The 17999-nt window shown below is 43.1% G+C and carries 18 protein-coding genes and 1 pseudogene; 17 read left to right on the top strand and 2 right to left on the bottom strand.

The window, feature by feature from the left end:
- Positions 1–45 precede the first annotated feature (45 nt).
- Positions 46–2235, top strand: a complete 2190-nt coding sequence (locus J2Z65_RS23955) for a family 78 glycoside hydrolase catalytic domain (protein WP_167059488.1) — start codon at positions 46–48, stop codon at positions 2233–2235.
- A 114-nt stretch (positions 2236–2349) separates the two neighbouring features.
- A complete protein-coding gene (locus J2Z65_RS23950; RefSeq protein ID WP_167059485.1) occupies positions 2350–3234 on the top strand; it encodes a helix-turn-helix transcriptional regulator in 885 nt (294 codons plus the stop codon).
- On the opposite strand, the gene J2Z65_RS23945 is transcribed toward J2Z65_RS23950, so the two are convergent.
- Positions 3225–4043: a phytanoyl-CoA dioxygenase family protein gene (locus tag J2Z65_RS23945; protein WP_167059482.1), complete on the bottom strand. Its 819-nt coding sequence runs from the start codon at positions 4041–4043 to the stop codon at positions 3225–3227. The two genes, J2Z65_RS23950 and J2Z65_RS23945, sit on opposite strands and share 10 nt — an antisense overlap.
- 345 nt (positions 4044–4388) lie before the next feature.
- Between J2Z65_RS23945 and J2Z65_RS23940 the strand changes: the two genes are divergently transcribed.
- The 7 genes and pseudogenes from J2Z65_RS23940 to J2Z65_RS23910 all read left to right on the top strand — a co-directional run bounded on the left by J2Z65_RS23940 (position 4389) and on the right by J2Z65_RS23910 (position 9224).
- Positions 4389–4844 (top strand): hypothetical protein, encoded by a 456-nt coding sequence (locus J2Z65_RS23940; protein WP_167059479.1) that lies wholly within the window; start codon positions 4389–4391, stop codon positions 4842–4844.
- A 437-nt stretch (positions 4845–5281) separates the two neighbouring features.
- Positions 5282–6229 (top strand): helix-turn-helix transcriptional regulator, encoded by a 948-nt coding sequence (locus J2Z65_RS23935; RefSeq protein WP_167059475.1) that lies wholly within the window; start codon positions 5282–5284, stop codon positions 6227–6229.
- A gap of 56 nt (positions 6230–6285) precedes the next feature.
- A complete protein-coding gene (locus J2Z65_RS23930) occupies positions 6286–6768 on the top strand; it encodes a GyrI-like domain-containing protein (protein WP_167059472.1) in 483 nt (160 codons plus the stop codon).
- A 597-nt stretch (positions 6769–7365) separates the two neighbouring features.
- On the top strand, positions 7366–8211 hold the full coding sequence (locus tag J2Z65_RS23925) for an NAD-dependent epimerase/dehydratase family protein (RefSeq protein WP_167059469.1): 846 nt from the start codon (positions 7366–7368) through the stop codon (positions 8209–8211).
- Between the two features lie 292 nt (positions 8212–8503).
- Positions 8504–8863: a phage holin family protein gene (locus J2Z65_RS23920; RefSeq protein ID WP_167059466.1), complete on the top strand. Its 360-nt coding sequence runs from the start codon at positions 8504–8506 to the stop codon at positions 8861–8863.
- A 17-nt stretch (positions 8864–8880) separates the two neighbouring features.
- A pseudogene (locus J2Z65_RS23915) lies at positions 8881–8973 on the top strand (histidine phosphatase family protein); the annotation flags it as partial.
- Positions 8974–9020: 47 nt separating this feature from the next.
- Positions 9021–9224, top strand: coding sequence for a hypothetical protein (locus J2Z65_RS23910; protein ID WP_167059463.1), 204 nt, complete (start codon positions 9021–9023; stop codon positions 9222–9224).
- A 166-nt stretch (positions 9225–9390) separates the two neighbouring features.
- Here the strand turns inward: J2Z65_RS23910 and J2Z65_RS23905 are convergent, their stop codons facing one another.
- On the bottom strand, positions 9391–11379 hold the full coding sequence (locus J2Z65_RS23905) for a hypothetical protein (protein WP_167059460.1): 1989 nt from the start codon (positions 11377–11379) through the stop codon (positions 9391–9393).
- Between the two features lie 192 nt (positions 11380–11571).
- Here J2Z65_RS23905 and J2Z65_RS23900 point away from each other — a divergent pair, with 192 nt between their 5' ends.
- The 8 genes from J2Z65_RS23900 to J2Z65_RS23865 all read left to right on the top strand — a co-directional run bounded on the left by J2Z65_RS23900 (position 11572) and on the right by J2Z65_RS23865 (position 17932).
- A complete protein-coding gene (locus J2Z65_RS23900) occupies positions 11572–12000 on the top strand; it encodes a VOC family protein (RefSeq protein WP_193580955.1) in 429 nt (142 codons plus the stop codon).
- A gap of 373 nt (positions 12001–12373) precedes the next feature.
- Positions 12374–13162 (top strand): SDR family oxidoreductase, encoded by a 789-nt coding sequence (locus tag J2Z65_RS23895; protein WP_342357355.1) that lies wholly within the window; start codon positions 12374–12376, stop codon positions 13160–13162.
- 284 nt (positions 13163–13446) lie between these two features.
- Positions 13447–14373, top strand: a complete 927-nt coding sequence (locus tag J2Z65_RS23890) for an alpha/beta hydrolase family protein (RefSeq protein ID WP_167059454.1) — start codon at positions 13447–13449, stop codon at positions 14371–14373.
- A 104-nt stretch (positions 14374–14477) separates the two neighbouring features.
- Positions 14478–14822, top strand: coding sequence for a VOC family protein (locus J2Z65_RS23885; protein ID WP_167059451.1), 345 nt, complete (start codon positions 14478–14480; stop codon positions 14820–14822).
- 165 nt (positions 14823–14987) lie between these two features.
- On the top strand, positions 14988–15503 hold the full coding sequence (locus tag J2Z65_RS23880) for a DinB family protein (protein WP_167059448.1): 516 nt from the start codon (positions 14988–14990) through the stop codon (positions 15501–15503).
- Between the two features lie 468 nt (positions 15504–15971).
- Positions 15972–16217, top strand: coding sequence for a hypothetical protein (locus tag J2Z65_RS23875; RefSeq protein WP_167059445.1), 246 nt, complete (start codon positions 15972–15974; stop codon positions 16215–16217).
- A gap of 296 nt (positions 16218–16513) precedes the next feature.
- On the top strand, positions 16514–16840 hold the full coding sequence (locus J2Z65_RS23870) for an ArsR/SmtB family transcription factor (protein WP_167059442.1): 327 nt from the start codon (positions 16514–16516) through the stop codon (positions 16838–16840).
- A gap of 90 nt (positions 16841–16930) precedes the next feature.
- The gene (locus tag J2Z65_RS23865) at positions 16931–17932 is read left to right on the top strand and encodes an NADP-dependent oxidoreductase (RefSeq protein ID WP_167059439.1); all 1002 of its coding nucleotides are present in this window, start codon (positions 16931–16933) and stop codon (positions 17930–17932) included.
- Positions 17933–17999: the final 67 nt, after the last annotated feature.

Genomic DNA, 17999 nt, shown 5'->3' with positions numbered 1-17999 from the left:
ACGTAGTCTGACGTGCTTTCTATTATTGAAGAGGAGATGGTTCGGTTGGCAATAAAGTGGCAGGCAAATTGGTTGACGGATCATGCATTTATAAATTTAAATAAGCCCTATCTCTACCATAAAGAGCTTGAAGCATGTGTAGTAGAACCACATCGAATCGATTTACAGCATCACCACTGGTATGTAAGAACCGTATTTATGCTGGATGACAAGAGTTTGGATGTGAAGGAGATCTGGCTTAATCTGACTGCAGATGATTATTACAAGCTGTATATCAATGGTGAGTTCGTTTGTCAGGGGCCCGCTCAGAGTGATGCGAATCATTACTATTTCAATCGTATCAATGTTCGTTCATATTTAAAGGAAGGGAAGAACGTAATAGCCGTTCATGTCTACTATCAGGGGCTGTTAAATCGTGCTTATAACAGCGCCGACTACAGGCAAGGTCTACTGGCAGAATTGTGGGCAGGCGAGAACTTGCTGCTTAAAACAGATCGTACTTGGAAGGCGAAGCGGGCAAATGAAAATCGGCCCGGTGTGATTTTCGGCTATGACACGCAATTCACCGAGCATTTGGACGCAAGGCAATCGGAGAGAGGCTGGATAGAAGCCGGATACGACGATTCAGATTGGGAGCAAGCAGAAACGACGGAGAATATCGATTATACATTTGTTCTACAGCCGACTCCGCTGCTTGACGTCTATAAGAAACCGCCCACGTATGTTCGTCAGCTTGCACCCGGTCATTATCTGATCGATTTCGGTGGAGAACTGACTGGCCAATTCGCCATGACTGCGCATGGAAATGCGGGAGAAGAAGTGCATATATGGTCCGGGGAAGAACTGATGCCGGGGGATCAAGCGGTACGCTACGAAATGCGCTGCAATTGCCTTTATCATGATCAGTGGACATTATCCGGTGACATCGATTCCTTCCAAACGTTTGATTACAAGGCGTTCCGCTATGTGGAAGTCCAAGGACCGGAGGAAGCACTGAGCCCGGCATCCTTCCATGCTGTGGTAAGACATTACCCGTTTGATGAGCAAAGCTGTTTGCTTCACAGCTCGGATGAGCGGATGAATCAAATTTTTAACATTTGCAAAAACGGCGTCCGATTTGGAGCTCAGGAAAATTATGTAGATTGTCCTAGCCGAGAGAAAGGTCAATATCTGGGTGATAATACGATCATTGGTCACTCCCATATGCTGCTCAGCGGCGATTTACGGCTGTATCGCAAGGCTATTGAGCAATTTGGACGCAGTTCTTTCGTCTGTGGAGGACTCATGGCAGTTGTACCGGGACATTTCATGCAGGAAATAGCAGATTTTTCTTTACAGTGGCCGATGCAAGTAATGACCTATTTCAGTTACAGCGGAGATAAGGCATTTCTTCAAGAGATGTACCCGTATGCGGAAGGTTTGCTGCAGCATTTTGAGAAATTTGAGCGTGAAGATGGATTGCTGCATGGGGTTGTGGATAAATGGAATCTTGTCGATTGGCCGCAAGGATTGCGCGATAACTATGATTTTGAACTAACCAAGCCGATTGGTCCAGGCTGTCATAATGTCATCAATGCGTTATATATCGGTTGCGTGCGTACCATAAACGAGATGCGGGATTTGCTGGGTGTTGACTATGAGAATCGTCTGCCGAAATTAAAGCAAAGCTTCTTGGAGGTTTTCTACGATGAGGAGAAAGCCTTGTTTAAAGATTCGGAACAAAGTATGCATTATGCACTGCACGCCAATGTCCTCCCCTTACTGTTTGGCATAGCCCCTGAGAAATCCGTCGTCGCTATCGTCGACATGATCCGGACCAAACGATTCGCATGTGGCGTTTATTTCTCCTACTTCGTTATGAAGGCACTTGCGGAGGTCAACGAGTATGAATTGATCTATGATTTGCTTTCGTCAGATGATGAGCATTCTTGGGGGAATATGCTGAAAGAAGGAGCGACTACCTGCTTCGAGGCGTGGGGCAAGGAACAGAAATGGAACACCAGCCTATGCCATCCATGGGCGAGTGGACCGGTTCCTGTGCTGATTGAAGATATTATCGGACTAAAGCCTGCTAAGCCGGGTTGGCTAGAAATCGCATTTTGTCCAAAGCTTCCGGCAACTTGGACGTCGTTTTCGCTGCAGTTACGTGTTCCAACCGGAACGATTCAACTCCGTTACCAAAACGGGGTGTGGACCGAAAGCTTCCCGCCTGGTATCACTGTCAATAGAAATTGAGGTGACCTATTATACAGTCGTGAGTTCTAGACCCCAAGCGCCTTTAATCGAGATATGGTTAGCGAAGTTGATGCGCGGCAGTGCAGGCGGACAAATGGAGAGGAGGCTAAGCTTTTGGTTAATCATACCAATGACCGCTTTCTAGAAAGCAATGTATTCCCATTCTATGCGGCCCCCTACGAGCTTTCGGGAGGACGGTACGTAGCTCCGCACAGCCATGAATTCGTCGAATTCGTCTACATCGTCGAAGGTGGAGGCATTCACACATATAAAGGAATTGAACACAAGCTTCGCACAGGCGACGCATTCGTCATTGAACCCGGTACGGAACATTCTTACAGCGTGGGGGAGAGCGAACGGCTTCTCGTCTATAATGTATTGTTTCATCCGGCCTTGATTTTCCATGAGCTGGAGAGGTTGAAGGAGGACTCCTCATTTTTCGATTTTTATTATGTCGTTCCCTTCATGCGTCAATCGGTCAAAGATCAGCCTTCGCTGTGGCTGTCTCCGGTCGAGCAGAGCGCATTGAAATTGCTGCTCGACGAAATTGTCCGGGAATTTACCGTGAAAGACCATGGTTACCGGTCGATGATCCGGTCCAAGCTGGTGGAATGCTTCGTTTTTTTAAGCCGCTGCAACCGAAAGAACAACGACACCGTTAGGCTTGCTAGTACAACCGAAAAGCAGGCGATGGAACAAATCGCCCGCTTCATTGAACGTCATCTGGAAAAGCAGCTTAAGTTGGCCGAGGTTAGCCGTCTGTGCGGCATGAGTGTCTCTACCTTCAAGGCTAAGTTTAAAGCGAATACAGGACGTACGTTTCTGGAATACCGCAATGAAATGCGAATCATGGCCGCCAAACGACTGTTGGTACAGACGGAACTCAAAATGATAGATATTGCCCAGGAGGTCGGCTTTGAGGACGTTAGCTTATTCAATCGCACATTTCGACATTGGACCGGCATGTCCCCCCGCCAGTATCGAAAGGATCATCTTTGAGCAGGGACTTTGGCAAGCAGCGGGAACATAGGCCCGCGCAGCGGTTCCTCCGGTGTACATGACTGTCCATCTAAAACCATGTGAGGCTTCCCGTTAAAAGTTGTTCCGTCCGGCATATAGATGATTGCGTAAGCGCGTCTAGGCTTATCGGTTTTATTCGCATGAGCATAATGAAAAGTAAGACCGTCATGAAATGTGCAGCTGCCCGATTTCAAAGGTACCATTACAGGCTTACGATCAGCTAATTCGGTTCCTTGAACAAAGTCGAAAATATTAACGGGATCATGCAACGAGATGTTCGTTAACTTCCCAACCTTATGAGATTTCGGTACAAACATCATGCAGCCGTTATTCTCATCCACATCATCGAGCGCAATCCAAATGCTCATGCAACCATCCTCATTCATCGGCCACTTCGGAGAGTCTTGATGCCATGGCGTGGCATTCGTGTCACCGGGCATTTTCCATAACGCATGATCGTGGAAGAAACGAATTCCTTTGGCACCTGTCAGACGTAGGGCGATTTCCGCAAATCGGGGGTGAAAGGCGAAAGTCGCCATGCCGCCGTGATCCCTCCAGGTGTTCACCTTCTGATTAAGTACTCTGGCGTAGGCTGCGTTGTCTTTGCCCGTTTTCACCGACAAGCCTTCCTTCGCACTCATCGACTCCTCCATATATTCGCGTAATGCAGCAAGCTCATCCCCATTCAGCAAATCATTGACTTGAACGAATCCGTTTTCCCGATAGAATTCAATGTGGTCCTGAGAGATCCAACGGTCTGCCGGGTGTTGTCCGAATAGTTCATTCATGGCGATCGTCCTTTCGTAATTGGTTTGGCGTTCAACTTTAAGCTAAGTATAGAAGCAATTCTCGGTAAGAACTAGGAGGATTCGCCGACGATATATGCAGATTAGCTGAGGTGCTGCGGGGAAATGGTTGATAACTCCCTGTTACATCTTCAATACCATCCAATTTGAATAAATCTTTCCAGACTTTTTGAGGCTCATCTCCAAGAGATTCCCACTTCTCCACAAAATAGCCCTTGCCCCAAACTGTTCCTTCTTTCTTAATACGACCCTACTAACAGACAGGAATATTATAACTGTGGTAATATTATCCATGCGTCTCAAATTTAAAGTTGGGGTGATATGAATTTGACAAAAAATAAGCTTACCAATATTGGTAGAATTGTTGGATACTCTATATTAGGTTTTGTTTTGTTAATAGTAATTCTCTGTTTGATATATTACAAAGGATTGCTCGATCTCGAGAAAAAAGAGAGAGGTTTTGTTGAGCTACCAAACAATTATTATGTCTTTCAGGCCAGTCAAGAAGGGCCTTATGATATTGCGGCTTGGAAAAATGATGATAAACAAGTCGTAAAACCAAACATTTTAGAGATAGCTTGGGATGAACGGTATGTATTATTTAAGCGTGTAGATGGAACGGAGGAAGAAATTGGTGTTCTAGATACTAAAACAAAAAAAGTTAAAAGCCTTTCTTACAGTTCTGATAATTTACAAAAATTGAAGTCAGAGTTTAGTATAGCTCAAGATATTACTTTAAAAAGTGTAACTAGCTTGTGGCCTGATAGGACTAAAAGGAGATAAAAAGAAACGATTATCTTATTCTACAAATGTACATTTATCCCCCTTCGTTGATACACCCGAAGCTAACGTGAAACGATAGTTAAATAAACGACCAAAACAAGGCAACCGGCAAGATGTGACAGCTGCCTTTCTTTCAAATAATGGCAGTATAATGGGAATATCTGGGGAATATAGTTAGAGGGATGAATTAGGAAAGAATCGAGGATTACATTTATGTTTTGTCCATTCTAGAAAATGATAAAGTATTGTTCAAAGTAATGAATGAGGACAATGCTTCAATAACACAAATCTAAAATGGGATTGGTACGTAGCTATTCCTAACGGGAAACGATAAATTAATGAAAATAGGTTAAGGCATTCGTAAGAGAAGAGAGCCTAAAGTGGAGTCTAGTGAGGTGTGCAATCTGTGATTTTTGTATGTATGAACAGCTATTCGTATGAAAATTGACCGCTTGCTGGCAATGACAGTGCTGCTGTTGAATCGCGGGCGTGTCAGTGCCAAAGAATTGGCTGACCGTTTTGAAGTTTCGACGAAGACGATTTATCGGGATATGGAGACCCTGAATCAATCGGGCATTCCGATTGTGGCCCATCAGGGCATCTCCGGCGGATTTGAAATCATGGAACCCTACACCATGGCTCGGCAATTCTTAACGCTCAGTGAAATTGAAGCGATCGTTGCGGCGGTAAAAGGGATACATACAGCCGTGGATGATCGCATGTTTGGCACCCTACTGGATAAGGTAAGGGCGCTGCTCAGTCGAGTAGATCGCCTTCAAATGGAGCAGCAGGGAGCGGGAATTGTTTTCGATTTCAATCCGTGGGGGCAAGGGCCTGCTGCGCGGGATAAAGTGAACAGCCTGAGACAGGCGATTGAGCATACTAGCAAGGTTAGCTTCAAGTACTTGAACATGAACGGTGCGGAGAGTGAGAGAGTTGTCGAACCTGCAGCTTTAATTTTAAAAGGATACCTATGGTATTTGCAGGCTTATTGCACGCTTCGAAGTGAATTTCGAGTGTTTCGATTATCTCGTATACAGGAGTTGCGGGTGTTGGAGCAATCCTATGTAAGAAAACAAGCCCCTTCGCTAGAGGGTTACGCCTGGGAGTCGGATTGGTCGAATACTAATTTGCAAGAGATGACATTTTTGTTCCATTCGAAAGTTCGGCACCGCGTTGGGGATTCCTTCGATCCGGAACAAGTTAAAAAACAGGAAGATGGTTCTTTACAGGTAAAAGGACCCTTCGCCGAAGATGAATGGCTGTACGGCATGCTGCTGAGTTACGGTGAACATGTCAGAGTCGAAGAACCGATCCACGTCGCCGAAGAATTGGTGAATCGGGCACGAAAAATTATTGAACGATATAAGAAACTGGACAGATAGGTGTCCACGTTCTCTCTGTATACTGATGATAAATACATGGAGATGAGGACGAAGCTATGCATACATATATAACGGAGCAACCAGCAATAACACTAACAGGCGTTCATGTGCGAACAACAAACGCGGAGGAAGCGGGTCCGAATCGGCGACTGCCGCAGCTGTGGAAAACGTATTTTCAGAGCCAAATCACGTCGCAAACCCCGACAATCAATTCCCATCTGATCTATGCGCTCTATACGGAATATGAAAGTGATGCTGCAGGCGCGTACACCACTCTGATCGGGCACGAAGTAGCCGGCGATAAGTTGCAAGATGAGAACAAGTTCCATGCCGTTAAAGTACCAGCGAGCAAATACTTGGTATTTTCGACAGAAAAGGGCCCTGTCTATGAAGTGGTCGCACAGGCGTGGGGAAACATTTGGACCTATTTTAAGGAATCAAAGGAAGTAAGGGCATTTACGGGGGATTACGAGCTGTATGACGCCAGAAATTCGGATCCCGCACAGACACAAATACAGATCTTTATAGCAATTAAGTAGATAAAAAGGGCGCCTAATGAAGGCGCTCTTCGATAATTTATACTTACAGCTTTCAACTCCATGAACTTTTTTTGCTTCTAGGAGACAATCTCTGCGCCAGCTCACTTTTTGCTTTGGATGGTTCGATGGAGTCAAAAAGAAAATATCTGAAACTCTTCCTCGACCGCAATAAAGCATAAAGACAGCCGGTCAGATGTTGGTCTGCTGATTTTGCTCAATTATACGGACGGGCAAAGACTCTTATTCTTGAACAATAAAAGGAACCCCCCTCGCCGTAAAAGGGGTGTTTGTAAGTTTAGAATGACGAGTTGACACTATCAATATATTCGCCCGCTCCATGTCTGTTTTAGGTGTATAGCCCAGTTTTAAATGAGAATTTTCTAAGAAGGGACGCTCCAGATCTTTTTTATTCAGATACATTTAAAAAAGAACACCCCTGCCGCCATAAGAGGTGTTTTTAAAGGTAATTCTCATTGACCATACATTTATATTCAACAGGTTCACTAGTTGCCCTTGCTTGATCTCACTAGTTAATTATGAAAATTTTCTAATGAGATTGGATCATCCTGCTGTGAATGTTAACTAGGAGGCAATACGATGAATATACTCATTACGGGCGCAAACGGATTTATCGGCAAGAAATTGGTTACTAGTTTGGCAAACCAGCATAACGTTATTTGTATGTCGCGGTCATGTCATCCTTATAAAAAAGCTGCTGCGTATGTTCAAGGTTCGTTTGATAGTATTGTGGATTTACGTGCTTTGGATATTCATGAGATCGATGCGGTTATTCACCTGGCCGCCGTTACCGGCGGATGCACAGAAGAGGAAGGACTAGCTGTCAATGTGATGGGCACGAGAAGACTTTACCGGTATTTGCTCGATCGCGGGTGTAAAAAGTTTGTGACGGCCAGCTCGATTGCAGCAGTTGGCGGCTTGGATGATGATTTTATTCCGCTTAAGTTACCGATCCAGGCTAATCATCCTTGTTTGGCAACAGATGCGTATGGGTTAAGCAAAGCCTTAGTGGAGGAATTGACCCGTTATTTTCAACGTGTAAATCCGGACACGGATTTTATCAATTTACGCTTTGGCGCGGTAGCGAATGAGGATTGGTTACCGCCCTTGATTGAGAAGGATAAAAGGATGGCTGTTCCGTTTATCGTCTTAGGACATGTATATGCAAGCGATGTCGTCGAGGCAATTGTCAGAGTCGTGGAAGCGCCAATCAAATCAGGCGTAAGAAACTTTAACCTGGTAGGACCGGATATTAGCAGTACGATACCCGCGCGGGAAATTCTTTCTTCAATTCTGGGGGCCCATTATGATCTGGATTATTACAAACTTCCAGGCAATGAATATAAACCCTTGTATGTCATGGATGATTTCATCGCGGAATTCGGCTATGAACCACGCAGATCAACGCGCCGTCCCGCAGAATAAACTACTTACAAGGAAAGACCTCACTTATTTTTATCCCCAAAATGATTAAGATAACGCAGAACGATAGTGGAGGAGTTTGCATCAGGCAGCTCCTCTTTTGGTTTATTGAAATAATCATGTGACGAAAGAAATTTTCATATAGTATTTAATATCCAATATCATTTTATAACTTGTAAGAAGTGCTTGAAATTTTAAAGAAGTATTACATGTTGAAATTGAACATAGAAATCGTGATCAGTAGGATAGGTGATGAGTGGCTAATTTTATCAGTACATAACAAGGAGGACTGTATTTGAGAAACATACTTAACTTATTGGTTACATTTCTTGTTTTTTGGTGTGGGAGTCATTACTTCAATTCGTATATATCCATATCGGATACAAAAACATTGATACTTGCTACAGTGCTTATGTTTGTTATCAGTATCATTTACGGTTTATTATTAACAGTTTCCATGCTTTCCATTGTAGTTGGAATTGGTTGTTTAACTACTCCATTGTTAGTGGTAGCTTCACTTGTATTAACACCAATAAAGTTGTGGCTTCTTGATAAGTATTTAACGGGATTTGAAATTCATGGATTTTGGACTTATGTGATTCTTACTATTATTTTGAGCATATTTACTGTAAAAGTAAAAAGCAAAAAGGATTAAAGGGTTAAGATCAGTTAATGAAAACCTTTACATTCATGGTCAGGCACGGTGAATCGCTTAAAATGGAAGGTAACGAAAGAACACGTGGACTGACTTTAAAAGGGCGAATCAGATGCCCAACTCGTAGCTCCCTACTTGAAAGGAAATATGATACGTTATGGATATTACTCCACAAGAAGAAAACATGATTAAGGCTCTTCGTGATGCTGCATTACCCCCTTTATTTGTGCTTATACGAATTAGAAATGATATATCAAATGATACTGTAAACGTCGCAGAGAGCCGAAGAGATGACGTCGTAAACACATTAGAAAAATACATCGCTCCACTATGGGAAGATTATCATGAGGGGAAGAAATAAAACAGTAAGAAAGACTGATTGTTATAATGAGGGACGGGAGCACGATAGTTTCACAAACGACTTCTCAACTTGGAGCACGAGGACATGACACATACACATGTGCATAATAAAAAAAGATCGTTCTCCTATAAAGAGAGACGATCTTTTTATATTTAAGCGTGAGTGATTAATTTTGAGCCGGAGCGGTTACATCCCAATCTTTTTTATCGAGTATGCGTTTACCAACTTGGAACACGAGGGATAAATGATTAATCCCCGGCTTCAAGGGAAACTGTAGCGTAACATCATACAACCCGAAGTTGTAGCCCAGTCCGTAAAGCTGTTTTACTTTCGCCAAATGAATATTCGCCAGATCGTTATCATCGGTGTTTTGGCTTTTAACTAAAATTTGCAGATCAGAGGAAATCGCGCCGCTATCCAGATAGCTGTTTTCGTAGAGAAGCCCGGAGAGATGAAGCTCATTTCCGTCCGCGGTTGCAGGCAAGTTAAAACCGGCTATCTCATATTCGCGGGAACTTAGTGTTACATTTTTATCGCCATATACAACCTTGTCATTATTGGCCGTCGTAGCGCCTAAAAGCATTCTCACATCAGATAAGCTTAATAGTGGCGGGAGCTTGGCATCCGAAGTCGCAACCGGCGATGCCGCAAGGTTGACTTCATTCGCAAGTGCACCGTTCCAAAACGTCTTCGACGTCTTCTCGTCAGCCTTGATTTGAAACGTATACCCGTCTTTGTTCTTCAGCGACCACCAACCATCCATATCCGGACCGGTCAGATCATAATGATACTGCTTTGCCAAAAAACTGGCACTGAAATGCGGCTCTCCGTTCAGAATTTTGCCGACGGATTCGGAGCCGAAAGTGAATATACCCGAGTCATTTTGATAAAAAACGCCTTGATACCGCATCGTAGATCGAATTTGTGCATCATTTTCACGACCTTTCAATACGATGCTGTCTTGATAAGGGTCCAACTGAATCCAGCCTTGACCTACAAAAGTATCAATTTTGTACCAGCGCGTGCCGTCCGGTGCGGTCCATGCCGCTAACGGATGGAGTGTTTGAGGCCCAATTTGACCATTATTTAGTGAAATCCTTGTATTTGGGTACCGCAAGATACCTGTTACATGGCCGCGAAGTTGAATGGTCATCGTATCATCCACCGTACCGTCAGGCTCAGCATAGGTCGGGCTAAACCAGCCCTCCGCTTGATCGTTTTTGACGTGAAACCATTCTTCATGAATCGAGTAGCCATCATCATTGAGGGTCGTTTCGACCACGTTCAAATCGCCCGGTGGCAGCTCTGTAATAATATTCACATTCGAATCCGGATACACGAATAATGGACTAGGCTGCGTACGCTTGATTGTCTTTTTTTCTGATGTGATCGGCATGCTTGGGGCAGAAGACCATTTTGGACCATTCTCCGTATCAAATTGATAAGAGCTCCCAAGCAAGGATCGGTATTCTGCCGTTTGATGGAGGAACATTTTGGTAAGAAGCCCTTCATATTGATACGTAATGTAGTCCATGTGCGGTGAGCTTCTGTAATAAACGCTCGGGTAATATACGGTACGATCCAGCGGTAGTAAAGCGCCGATCTCATCCAGGTGCAGGTGAACCCATTGATCACCGAGCCAGGTTGTGTGGACTTTAATCCAGCGCTTCGGATTGTAATCCATCTCTGCTTGACGGAACCAGCTTTTCTCTGCTTCCACAACCGTCACTTCCTGAGGGGAGAGAGCTGCCGTTGGTCCGCCGGCTTCTGATGCCCGCGCATACATAGGAGTTTCCGACATTAATCGAATGGTCGCCGGGGGAGGCACTTCGATTTGCCATGGAACGGTTTTGACCCAACGATCCCCGAAATCGGTATGTATTTTCCACCAGTTGCCTGTGGTAGCCCAATGCACTTCCGCTTCGATCACGTCGACCGTTTGCGGAGAGAAGGAGCCTTCCGGCGCATTTTTCAGCGTATTTGGAATAACGTAGTACGGCATCTTTTCTACAAACGTAAGTTTCTTGGGAACAAAAAATCCGTCTGCCGGCTCCGTTGGCGTATCTGCGTATTCATAGGCAAGACCGGAGGAGGCCAGCAGTGTGATTTGGATTGCGGCGCCTGATAAAGCGAGTAATAAAACTTTTTTCCACATAAGGAGGTCCCCTTTGCGCTTGAGTTTCAATCGTCTAGTATATTCTACTAAGAAATGGATTCGAAGTTGCGGAGGAGGATTCAAAATCACCAGAAAGAACATCTTCAATCGACAGACTTCTCCGTGTACGTAACTTATACTGAGATTGAAATATTTGCACGGTCCGAACATATCGATAAAGGACGTGAAACTATGGAGTGGCATGGCATTCACCACATAGCTATGGCGACACAAGATTTAGAAAAAACGATCCAATTTTATACGGAAGTTTTGGGTATGCAAACAAGCCCCATTTTACCCGCAAACCCCTTTCACGGGCGGCATGCCTTCATAAAGCCAGGGGCCACTGTTGAAACCTGGGGGCTACATTTCTTCGAGCTCGCTGATGCGCAAATTCATTCGCACCCCGATGCTCTGCAACGCCTAACCTTTATCCCAGGTGCTTTGCAGCATATTGCTTTTGCACTTCAGGATGAAGCTGCCGGCTTGCTTATGAGGAGGCGGTTGGAGGATCTCAATGTTGAAATGACCGAACTGCTGAGCAATGGACCTACGAGAAGTTTTGGATTTTTCGATAACAACGGCATTCAATTGGAAGCAATATGGCCTAGACAGCAATAATTTCTCGGAAATCGTCCTGGGAATGATTACCAATAATTTACTTTGTGAAAAAGAGAAGGAGACCCTGTAGTTTGCGGGTCTTCTTATTTCATTGTCCGGACATAGAAACTACCTGCCAATCGTAGATAATGCTACACTTACGTAGGCTTCAAGTTGGGGCTGCTTTTTTCATGATATCCCGATGCACAGACTATCTTTTAGTTAGTATGGTCTTAACGGAATGTGTTTATTGATGGAGTATTATAGAAATGATAAAAACGCCTGAACGATGTCACACATTGAAACCGCCAATTGTCTTAACAGTGTCAAACAAAATATCAACCAGTTAGATTAACAAGAGTTTTTGTTAAAAAAACAACAATAGCCTGTAAATATGGGTTATAAAACTAGGAGGATTATTATGAAAATTGTTGTTATTGGCGGTAGTGGACTCATTGGAAAAAAACTTGTGAACAATCTTCGTGAGCTAGGCCATGAGGTTGTGGCAGCCTCACCTTCCTTAGGCGTCAATTCGGTTACGGGAAAGGGATTGACTGAAGCGGTTAGTGGTGCACAAGTTGTCGTAGATGTTTCTAACGCTCCTTCGTGGGAGGACCAAGCAGTTCTAGAATTCTTTGAAACATCTACTCGAAATCTCCTCGAGGCTGAAGTTGCCGCTGGCGTGAAACATCATGTTGCGTTGTCGGTTGTTGGTACGGATGGCCTCCTTGAAAGTGGTTATTTCCGAGCGAAGATGGCCCAAGAAGAATTGATTAAAGCTTCTAAAGTTCCCTATACAATCGTTCGAGCGACACAGTTCTTCGAGTTTGTTGAAGCTATTGCACAATTCTCCACAGAAGGGCAAATCGTTCGTATGCCGTCTGCCCCAATACAACCGATCGTATCGGATGATGTTGCTGCCGCGTTTGTGGATTTCACTCTTGAGGCGCCTGTGAATGATATCGTTGATCTGGCTGGTCCAGAACGTCTAGGTCTCGACGAACTCGTTCGTCGTTTCCTAACCGCAAAAAAAGACACAAGACAGGTAGTTACAGACGAAGAAGCACGTTACTATGGTGTTGTGATAGACGATAAAGATCATTCTCTCGTCCCTCGCGGCAATGCACGCATCGCCCCGACACGCTTCGAGGATTGGTTAAACCGCTCCATGAGTCAGGTATAATGACCTGCGCGGTCAAGAATACTTTACGAAAAAGAGATGGAGACCTGGTAGTTTGCAGGTCTTCATTTTTTCATTGTCCGGAGAAAATTACACGAAAGTAAATAAATGAGAAAAATCGTGGCTTCTAAACCTTTTGAATTAACTTGGTTGAATGGGGAGAGAGTTGCTCTTTTTGTCTTTAACCTATCTGGCAGTGTACTTCCAATATGTGTTAATGTACAATTGTGTAAAAAGTGAGGATATTAGAGCAGCTGGAATGTGAAATTCATACAGGAGGTTATAAATTGATAGAACAAGTTACGGTTGTGGCAAACGCCGCCTATCCGTTGGAAGGGATTTTGACGTTGCCGGATTCTCTTACTGAGAATGTCCCGGCAGTTGTATTTGTACATGGATCCGGTCCCTTGGATAAAGACGAAACAATTGGTGCAAATAAGCTGTTTCGCGACCTTGCGGACGGACTATCCAAAGAGGGGATAGCATCGCTCCGGTACGATAAACGCACTTGTACCTATGGCAAGCAGATAATTCAAGAACTCGGCGGCAAACTTACAGTAGAAGAAGAGATAATCCAGGATGCGATTATGGCTGTCCATATGCTGAAAAAAGACCCACGCGTGGATGCAAACCGCGTATTCTTGATCGGACACAGTCAAGGCGGGATGCTTGCTCCTAGAATTGATGCCGAAGGCGGCGACTTGGCAGGATTATTTATCTTAGCCGGTACTTCTCGAACGCTTGAAGAAGTCATCATAAACCAAAATGAAGATTCCATAAAGCAGCTTGAAAAATCTCAACAAGAGATAGCCTTAAAGCAGATCAAAGAACTGCAAGACAAGTTTGATGCCATAACTGACATGACGGATGAGATGGCGCAGCAGACTATTTTATTCGGTTCTGTCTATGCTTGGTATCTAAAAGAAATGAAGCAACATCCGATCAAAGATTACTTATTGCAAAGCAAAAAACCGATTTTCGTCATACAGGGTGATAAAGATGTACAGGTTTCCGTCGAAAAAGATTTCAACCGATACCGTGAATTGTTAAAAGACCACCCGGATGTCACATTCAAGCTCTATCCCGGTTTGAACCATATGTTTATGAATGCTGTGTATGGTACGTTAAAAGACATTTGGGATGAATATAATATCCCGCAAACCGTGGACAGGACTGTTTTAGAAGATATAGCACAGTGGATACAGTCGGTTTAGCCTAACAATCAAGCAAATGAGATTGATGGCGAGTGATTAACAAATAGAAAAGTCTAATGTAATCGGATAAATAAAAATTTGATGACAGACAGGAGTAAGATACGATGATAAAAGGTTTCGGAGGAGTATTTTGGAGAACTAGGAATCTTGAAGTTGTAAAGAAATGGTACAGTGATGTGCTGAAGATTGAAATAGAAAATTGGAATGGGACTGTGATACCCCAATTAGGAAATGAGACGATCTTTTCTTTCTTTACGGAGAATGACAGTTATTTTCCAACAGAACAACAAGTGATGTTAAATTTCCAAGTACATAATCTAGATGAGACGATTAAGCATCTTGAACATATTGGTGTGCCTCTTGCGAAGAAAAAAGAGATTAGTGATTTTGGGAAATTTATTTGGATTGAAGATCCTGAAGGTCGACTCATCGAGCTTTGGGAGAAATAACGAATTGTAATTCACAGAGAGCAGCTTGTCGCCGCGGTAGATCCTGCCCCTCTCGAAAAGCTTCTATATTAGCATTGACAATAGAACGGGCAATTCGTATGATCCAAATAGATTGTAAAAAAATGCAAATGGGGTCAAAGTAGGATTAGCAGGGAGAGGATCTGGATGTTGAACGATTCTTCGGCTATTATCGAGCAATACATGCGGAATCTGGAAAGATATTCGATAGATCAGTTGCGATTTAAATGCAAAGAAAACGTATGGTCGGTCGGGCAAATGTATATCCACGTGATCGAAGTGGCGGAAGAGTACATCGGGCATATTGAAACATGCACCAAGGCAACGTACGAAGAGACTGAAGGCAAGACGGAAGTCGGAACGAAGGCGCTTGCTGAAAAAGAGTGGCCTAATATCCGAGTGAAACTTGATGAACCTCCCAATGCGACATGCAATCCCGCGAGCAAGGATGAAATCATAGCAGGCTTGGAACAGGTGCTTGAGAAGTTGGCATACTGGGCTGGTTGCGTAGATGAGGTTAATACGGCTTGCAAGGTGCGCCATGGCTGGTTTGGCTGGCTCAACGCGCGTGATTGGTTTGAGATGGTTGGTATGCACAGCAGGCACCATTTGCGCCAGAAGGCAAGGTTAGACGAGAAACTGGCGGAAGCAGGCATTAAATAGCCCGATTTTCTAAAGAACGAACTGAACATATGAGGTGCAGCGCAAAGCCTCAAGTTCTTCTTATTTCAAAGACAGTATCACTTTACAGCTAATCCCTCATGGCAGTACGTGGGGGAATTTTTTGTTTTAGTACTTGTATAGCGACTACGTCACTTAATAAGAACTGTATGGAGAAGAGAGATATCAAAATGCTCAGCATAATACTTGTTAAAAGTTAATCTTGACCGTTCATTCTTGAAATTGGGGCTAGCCCCTTTGATTTCTTTGTGTGTACAGCCGGAGGAATGGGCGTTTCTGACGGTCAGATAATCTCAACAGTATATTGAAAAAACATGTATAGTATGTGAGTAAATATTGAACTTTGGTAAATTCTTGATATAAATTAGCAAAATTCGACATAATCCTAAAATAATCTATTTTAATATATTGTTGTAAACACAAATCCTTCAATACAAAGGAGCATGTTAAATGCAACAAATATCCGATTATCTGTTTATGGGTTCTTTGATTCTATTCATAGTAACTTTACTTTTTAAAGGTTTAGGTTCAACAGGATCCTCTAATCCTTTAGGGAATATCGATTTACAAATGCAACAAAACCACAAGAATGACTTAGAAAAGCAAGATTCCATTATTTCAAGGGTATTTAAATCTTACTTAGTATGGATATCAATTACTGGAATAGTAATCTCAATAGTCATAACTAAAATTTAAATTCTAAGAATAAAAGTTCATGCGCTTTTTATGTTGGATCAATGAAATCAGTAGGGAATGAACCCGATATTACCAGGCTTTACTAGGGGATTGGGAAAAACTCAAAAAAGTAAAAAAACGAGAGTGTCACAACGATGGTTACACATGCGGCTTGCCCAACAGGCAAGCCGATCGTCCCCGAAGCATCAACGCAGAAACGCTTTTGCGTGTTTCTTTGAGGTTGCACTTGATCTTATAAATCTGATGCTTTATATTTGTTTAAGTGATTAAACTAATGGACGGAATGAGTGAAGTGTATGAGTCAGGTCGAACATATTCAGAAACAATTTAAAGAGTGTATCCCTCTACTAGAAGTTCTGACCGATGTAAACCGTCAAGCCATTATTATGTTGCTGGGACAACATAAATCGGGACTTAATGTCAATACGATCGCAGAACATATCAAATTGTCCAGACCGGCCATTTCCCATCATTTGAAGGTATTGAAACAGAATGGCTTTGTTAATTTTGAAAAAAAGAGCGTTGAAAATTACTATGTGCTGACTCTCCATCAACCTCTTGAGCAAATCAAATCATTAATAACCGCCGTGGAAGATGAGTGCAACAGAATTCAACGTGACTAACAATAGACAGTAGGGAGTAGTTATAAATAGTTTTTTTTGCATATTTGGTTCATTTGTTTAAACCAATAATCATATGGAAGGTGATTTATTATGAAGGCTATGATCATTGAGAAGTACGGGAAGAACACCCCTCTGATTATGTCAGAACAACCAACGCCTGACATGGGAGAACACGATGTGTTGGTAGAAATTCATGCAGCTAGCCTAAATCCAATCGATTTCAAAATAAAGGAGGGAAAAATAAAATTTCTATTAAAATACGAGTTTCCTTTAATTTTAGGCAATGATTTCTCTGGGATTGTTGTCAAGGTTGGTGACCGAGTGAGTGCATTTAAACCCGGTGATGAAGTTTATGGCAGACCACGCAAAAGCCGTATCGGCACATTGGCGGAATATATTGCTGTACACGAGGAAGATATTTCGTTAAAGCCGCGGAATTTAAACTTTGAAGAAGCTGCATCTATACCACTGGTCGGATTAACGACTTACCAAGCCTTCACCGATATTATGCATCTTCAAAAGGGCCAGAAAATTCTAATTCACGCAGGTTCAGGAGGAGTGGGGACGTTTGCCATTCAACTGGCAAAAATGATGGGAGCTTCTGTTACCACAACAGCAAGCGATAAAGGCTATGATTTGGTCAAATCATTGGGAGCCGATTTGATAATTAATTATAAACAAGAGAATTTTGAAGAAATGCTTACTGGATATGACGCTGTTTTTGATACTTTAGGAGGAGCAGCCTTGGAAAAATCATTCCGCATATTGAAGCCAAGTGGACAAATCGTATCCATCTCTGGCGTGCCAAACGCAAGATTTGGAAAAGAAGCAAAATTGGGGTGGATGAAAACGGCAATTTTGTCCATCGTGAGCCGTAAGATCAAAGCTCTTGAGAAGAAGAACCAAACGAGATATCATTTCCTTTTTATGAAATCGAGCGGAGCGCAATTGAAGGTTTTAAAGGAATTTATTGAAGGAGGTCACATTAAGCCCGTTATTGATAAGGTGTATCATTTGAAAGATGCCGGGCAAGCATTCCAGTACCTAGAAGGCGGTAGTGCCAAAGGAAAGGTAGTCATAAGAATAAAGTAATTTTTAATGGCTTACTCGGAGTAGTTGATTTTATTCCCACGATAACCCTCGACCATGTACCTAAAAA

It is taken from the genome of Paenibacillus aceris, assembly GCF_017874035.1.
Classification (GTDB): domain Bacteria; phylum Bacillota; class Bacilli; order Paenibacillales; family NBRC-103111; genus Paenibacillus_E; species Paenibacillus_E aceris.
The sequence above is the reverse complement of the archived record's forward strand: the minus strand, read 5'-3'. Positions and strand labels throughout refer to the sequence as shown.

Coding starts and splice junctions, on each gene's coding strand:
- J2Z65_RS23945 (WP_167059482.1), bottom strand. CDS start 4,043: ATGAATGAACTATTCGGACAACACCCGGCAGACCGTTGGATCTCTCAG.
- J2Z65_RS23935 (WP_167059475.1), top strand. CDS start 5,282: ATGAAAATTGACCGCTTGCTGGCAATGACAGTGCTGCTGTTGAATCGC.
- J2Z65_RS23930 (WP_167059472.1), top strand. CDS start 6,286: ATGCATACATATATAACGGAGCAACCAGCAATAACACTAACAGGCGTT.
- J2Z65_RS23925 (WP_167059469.1), top strand. CDS start 7,366: ATGAATATACTCATTACGGGCGCAAACGGATTTATCGGCAAGAAATTG.
- J2Z65_RS23910 (WP_167059463.1), top strand. CDS start 9,021: ATGGATATTACTCCACAAGAAGAAAACATGATTAAGGCTCTTCGTGAT.
- J2Z65_RS23905 (WP_167059460.1), bottom strand. CDS start 11,379: ATGTGGAAAAAAGTTTTATTACTCGCTTTATCAGGCGCCGCAATCCAA.
- J2Z65_RS23900 (WP_193580955.1), top strand. CDS start 11,572: ATGGAGTGGCATGGCATTCACCACATAGCTATGGCGACACAAGATTTA.
- J2Z65_RS23895 (WP_342357355.1), top strand. CDS start 12,374: ATGGGTTATAAAACTAGGAGGATTATTATGAAAATTGTTGTTATTGGC.
- J2Z65_RS23885 (WP_167059451.1), top strand. CDS start 14,478: ATGATAAAAGGTTTCGGAGGAGTATTTTGGAGAACTAGGAATCTTGAA.
- J2Z65_RS23880 (WP_167059448.1), top strand. CDS start 14,988: ATGTTGAACGATTCTTCGGCTATTATCGAGCAATACATGCGGAATCTG.
- J2Z65_RS23875 (WP_167059445.1), top strand. CDS start 15,972: ATGCAACAAATATCCGATTATCTGTTTATGGGTTCTTTGATTCTATTC.
- J2Z65_RS23870 (WP_167059442.1), top strand. CDS start 16,514: ATGAGTCAGGTCGAACATATTCAGAAACAATTTAAAGAGTGTATCCCT.
- J2Z65_RS23865 (WP_167059439.1), top strand. CDS start 16,931: ATGAAGGCTATGATCATTGAGAAGTACGGGAAGAACACCCCTCTGATT.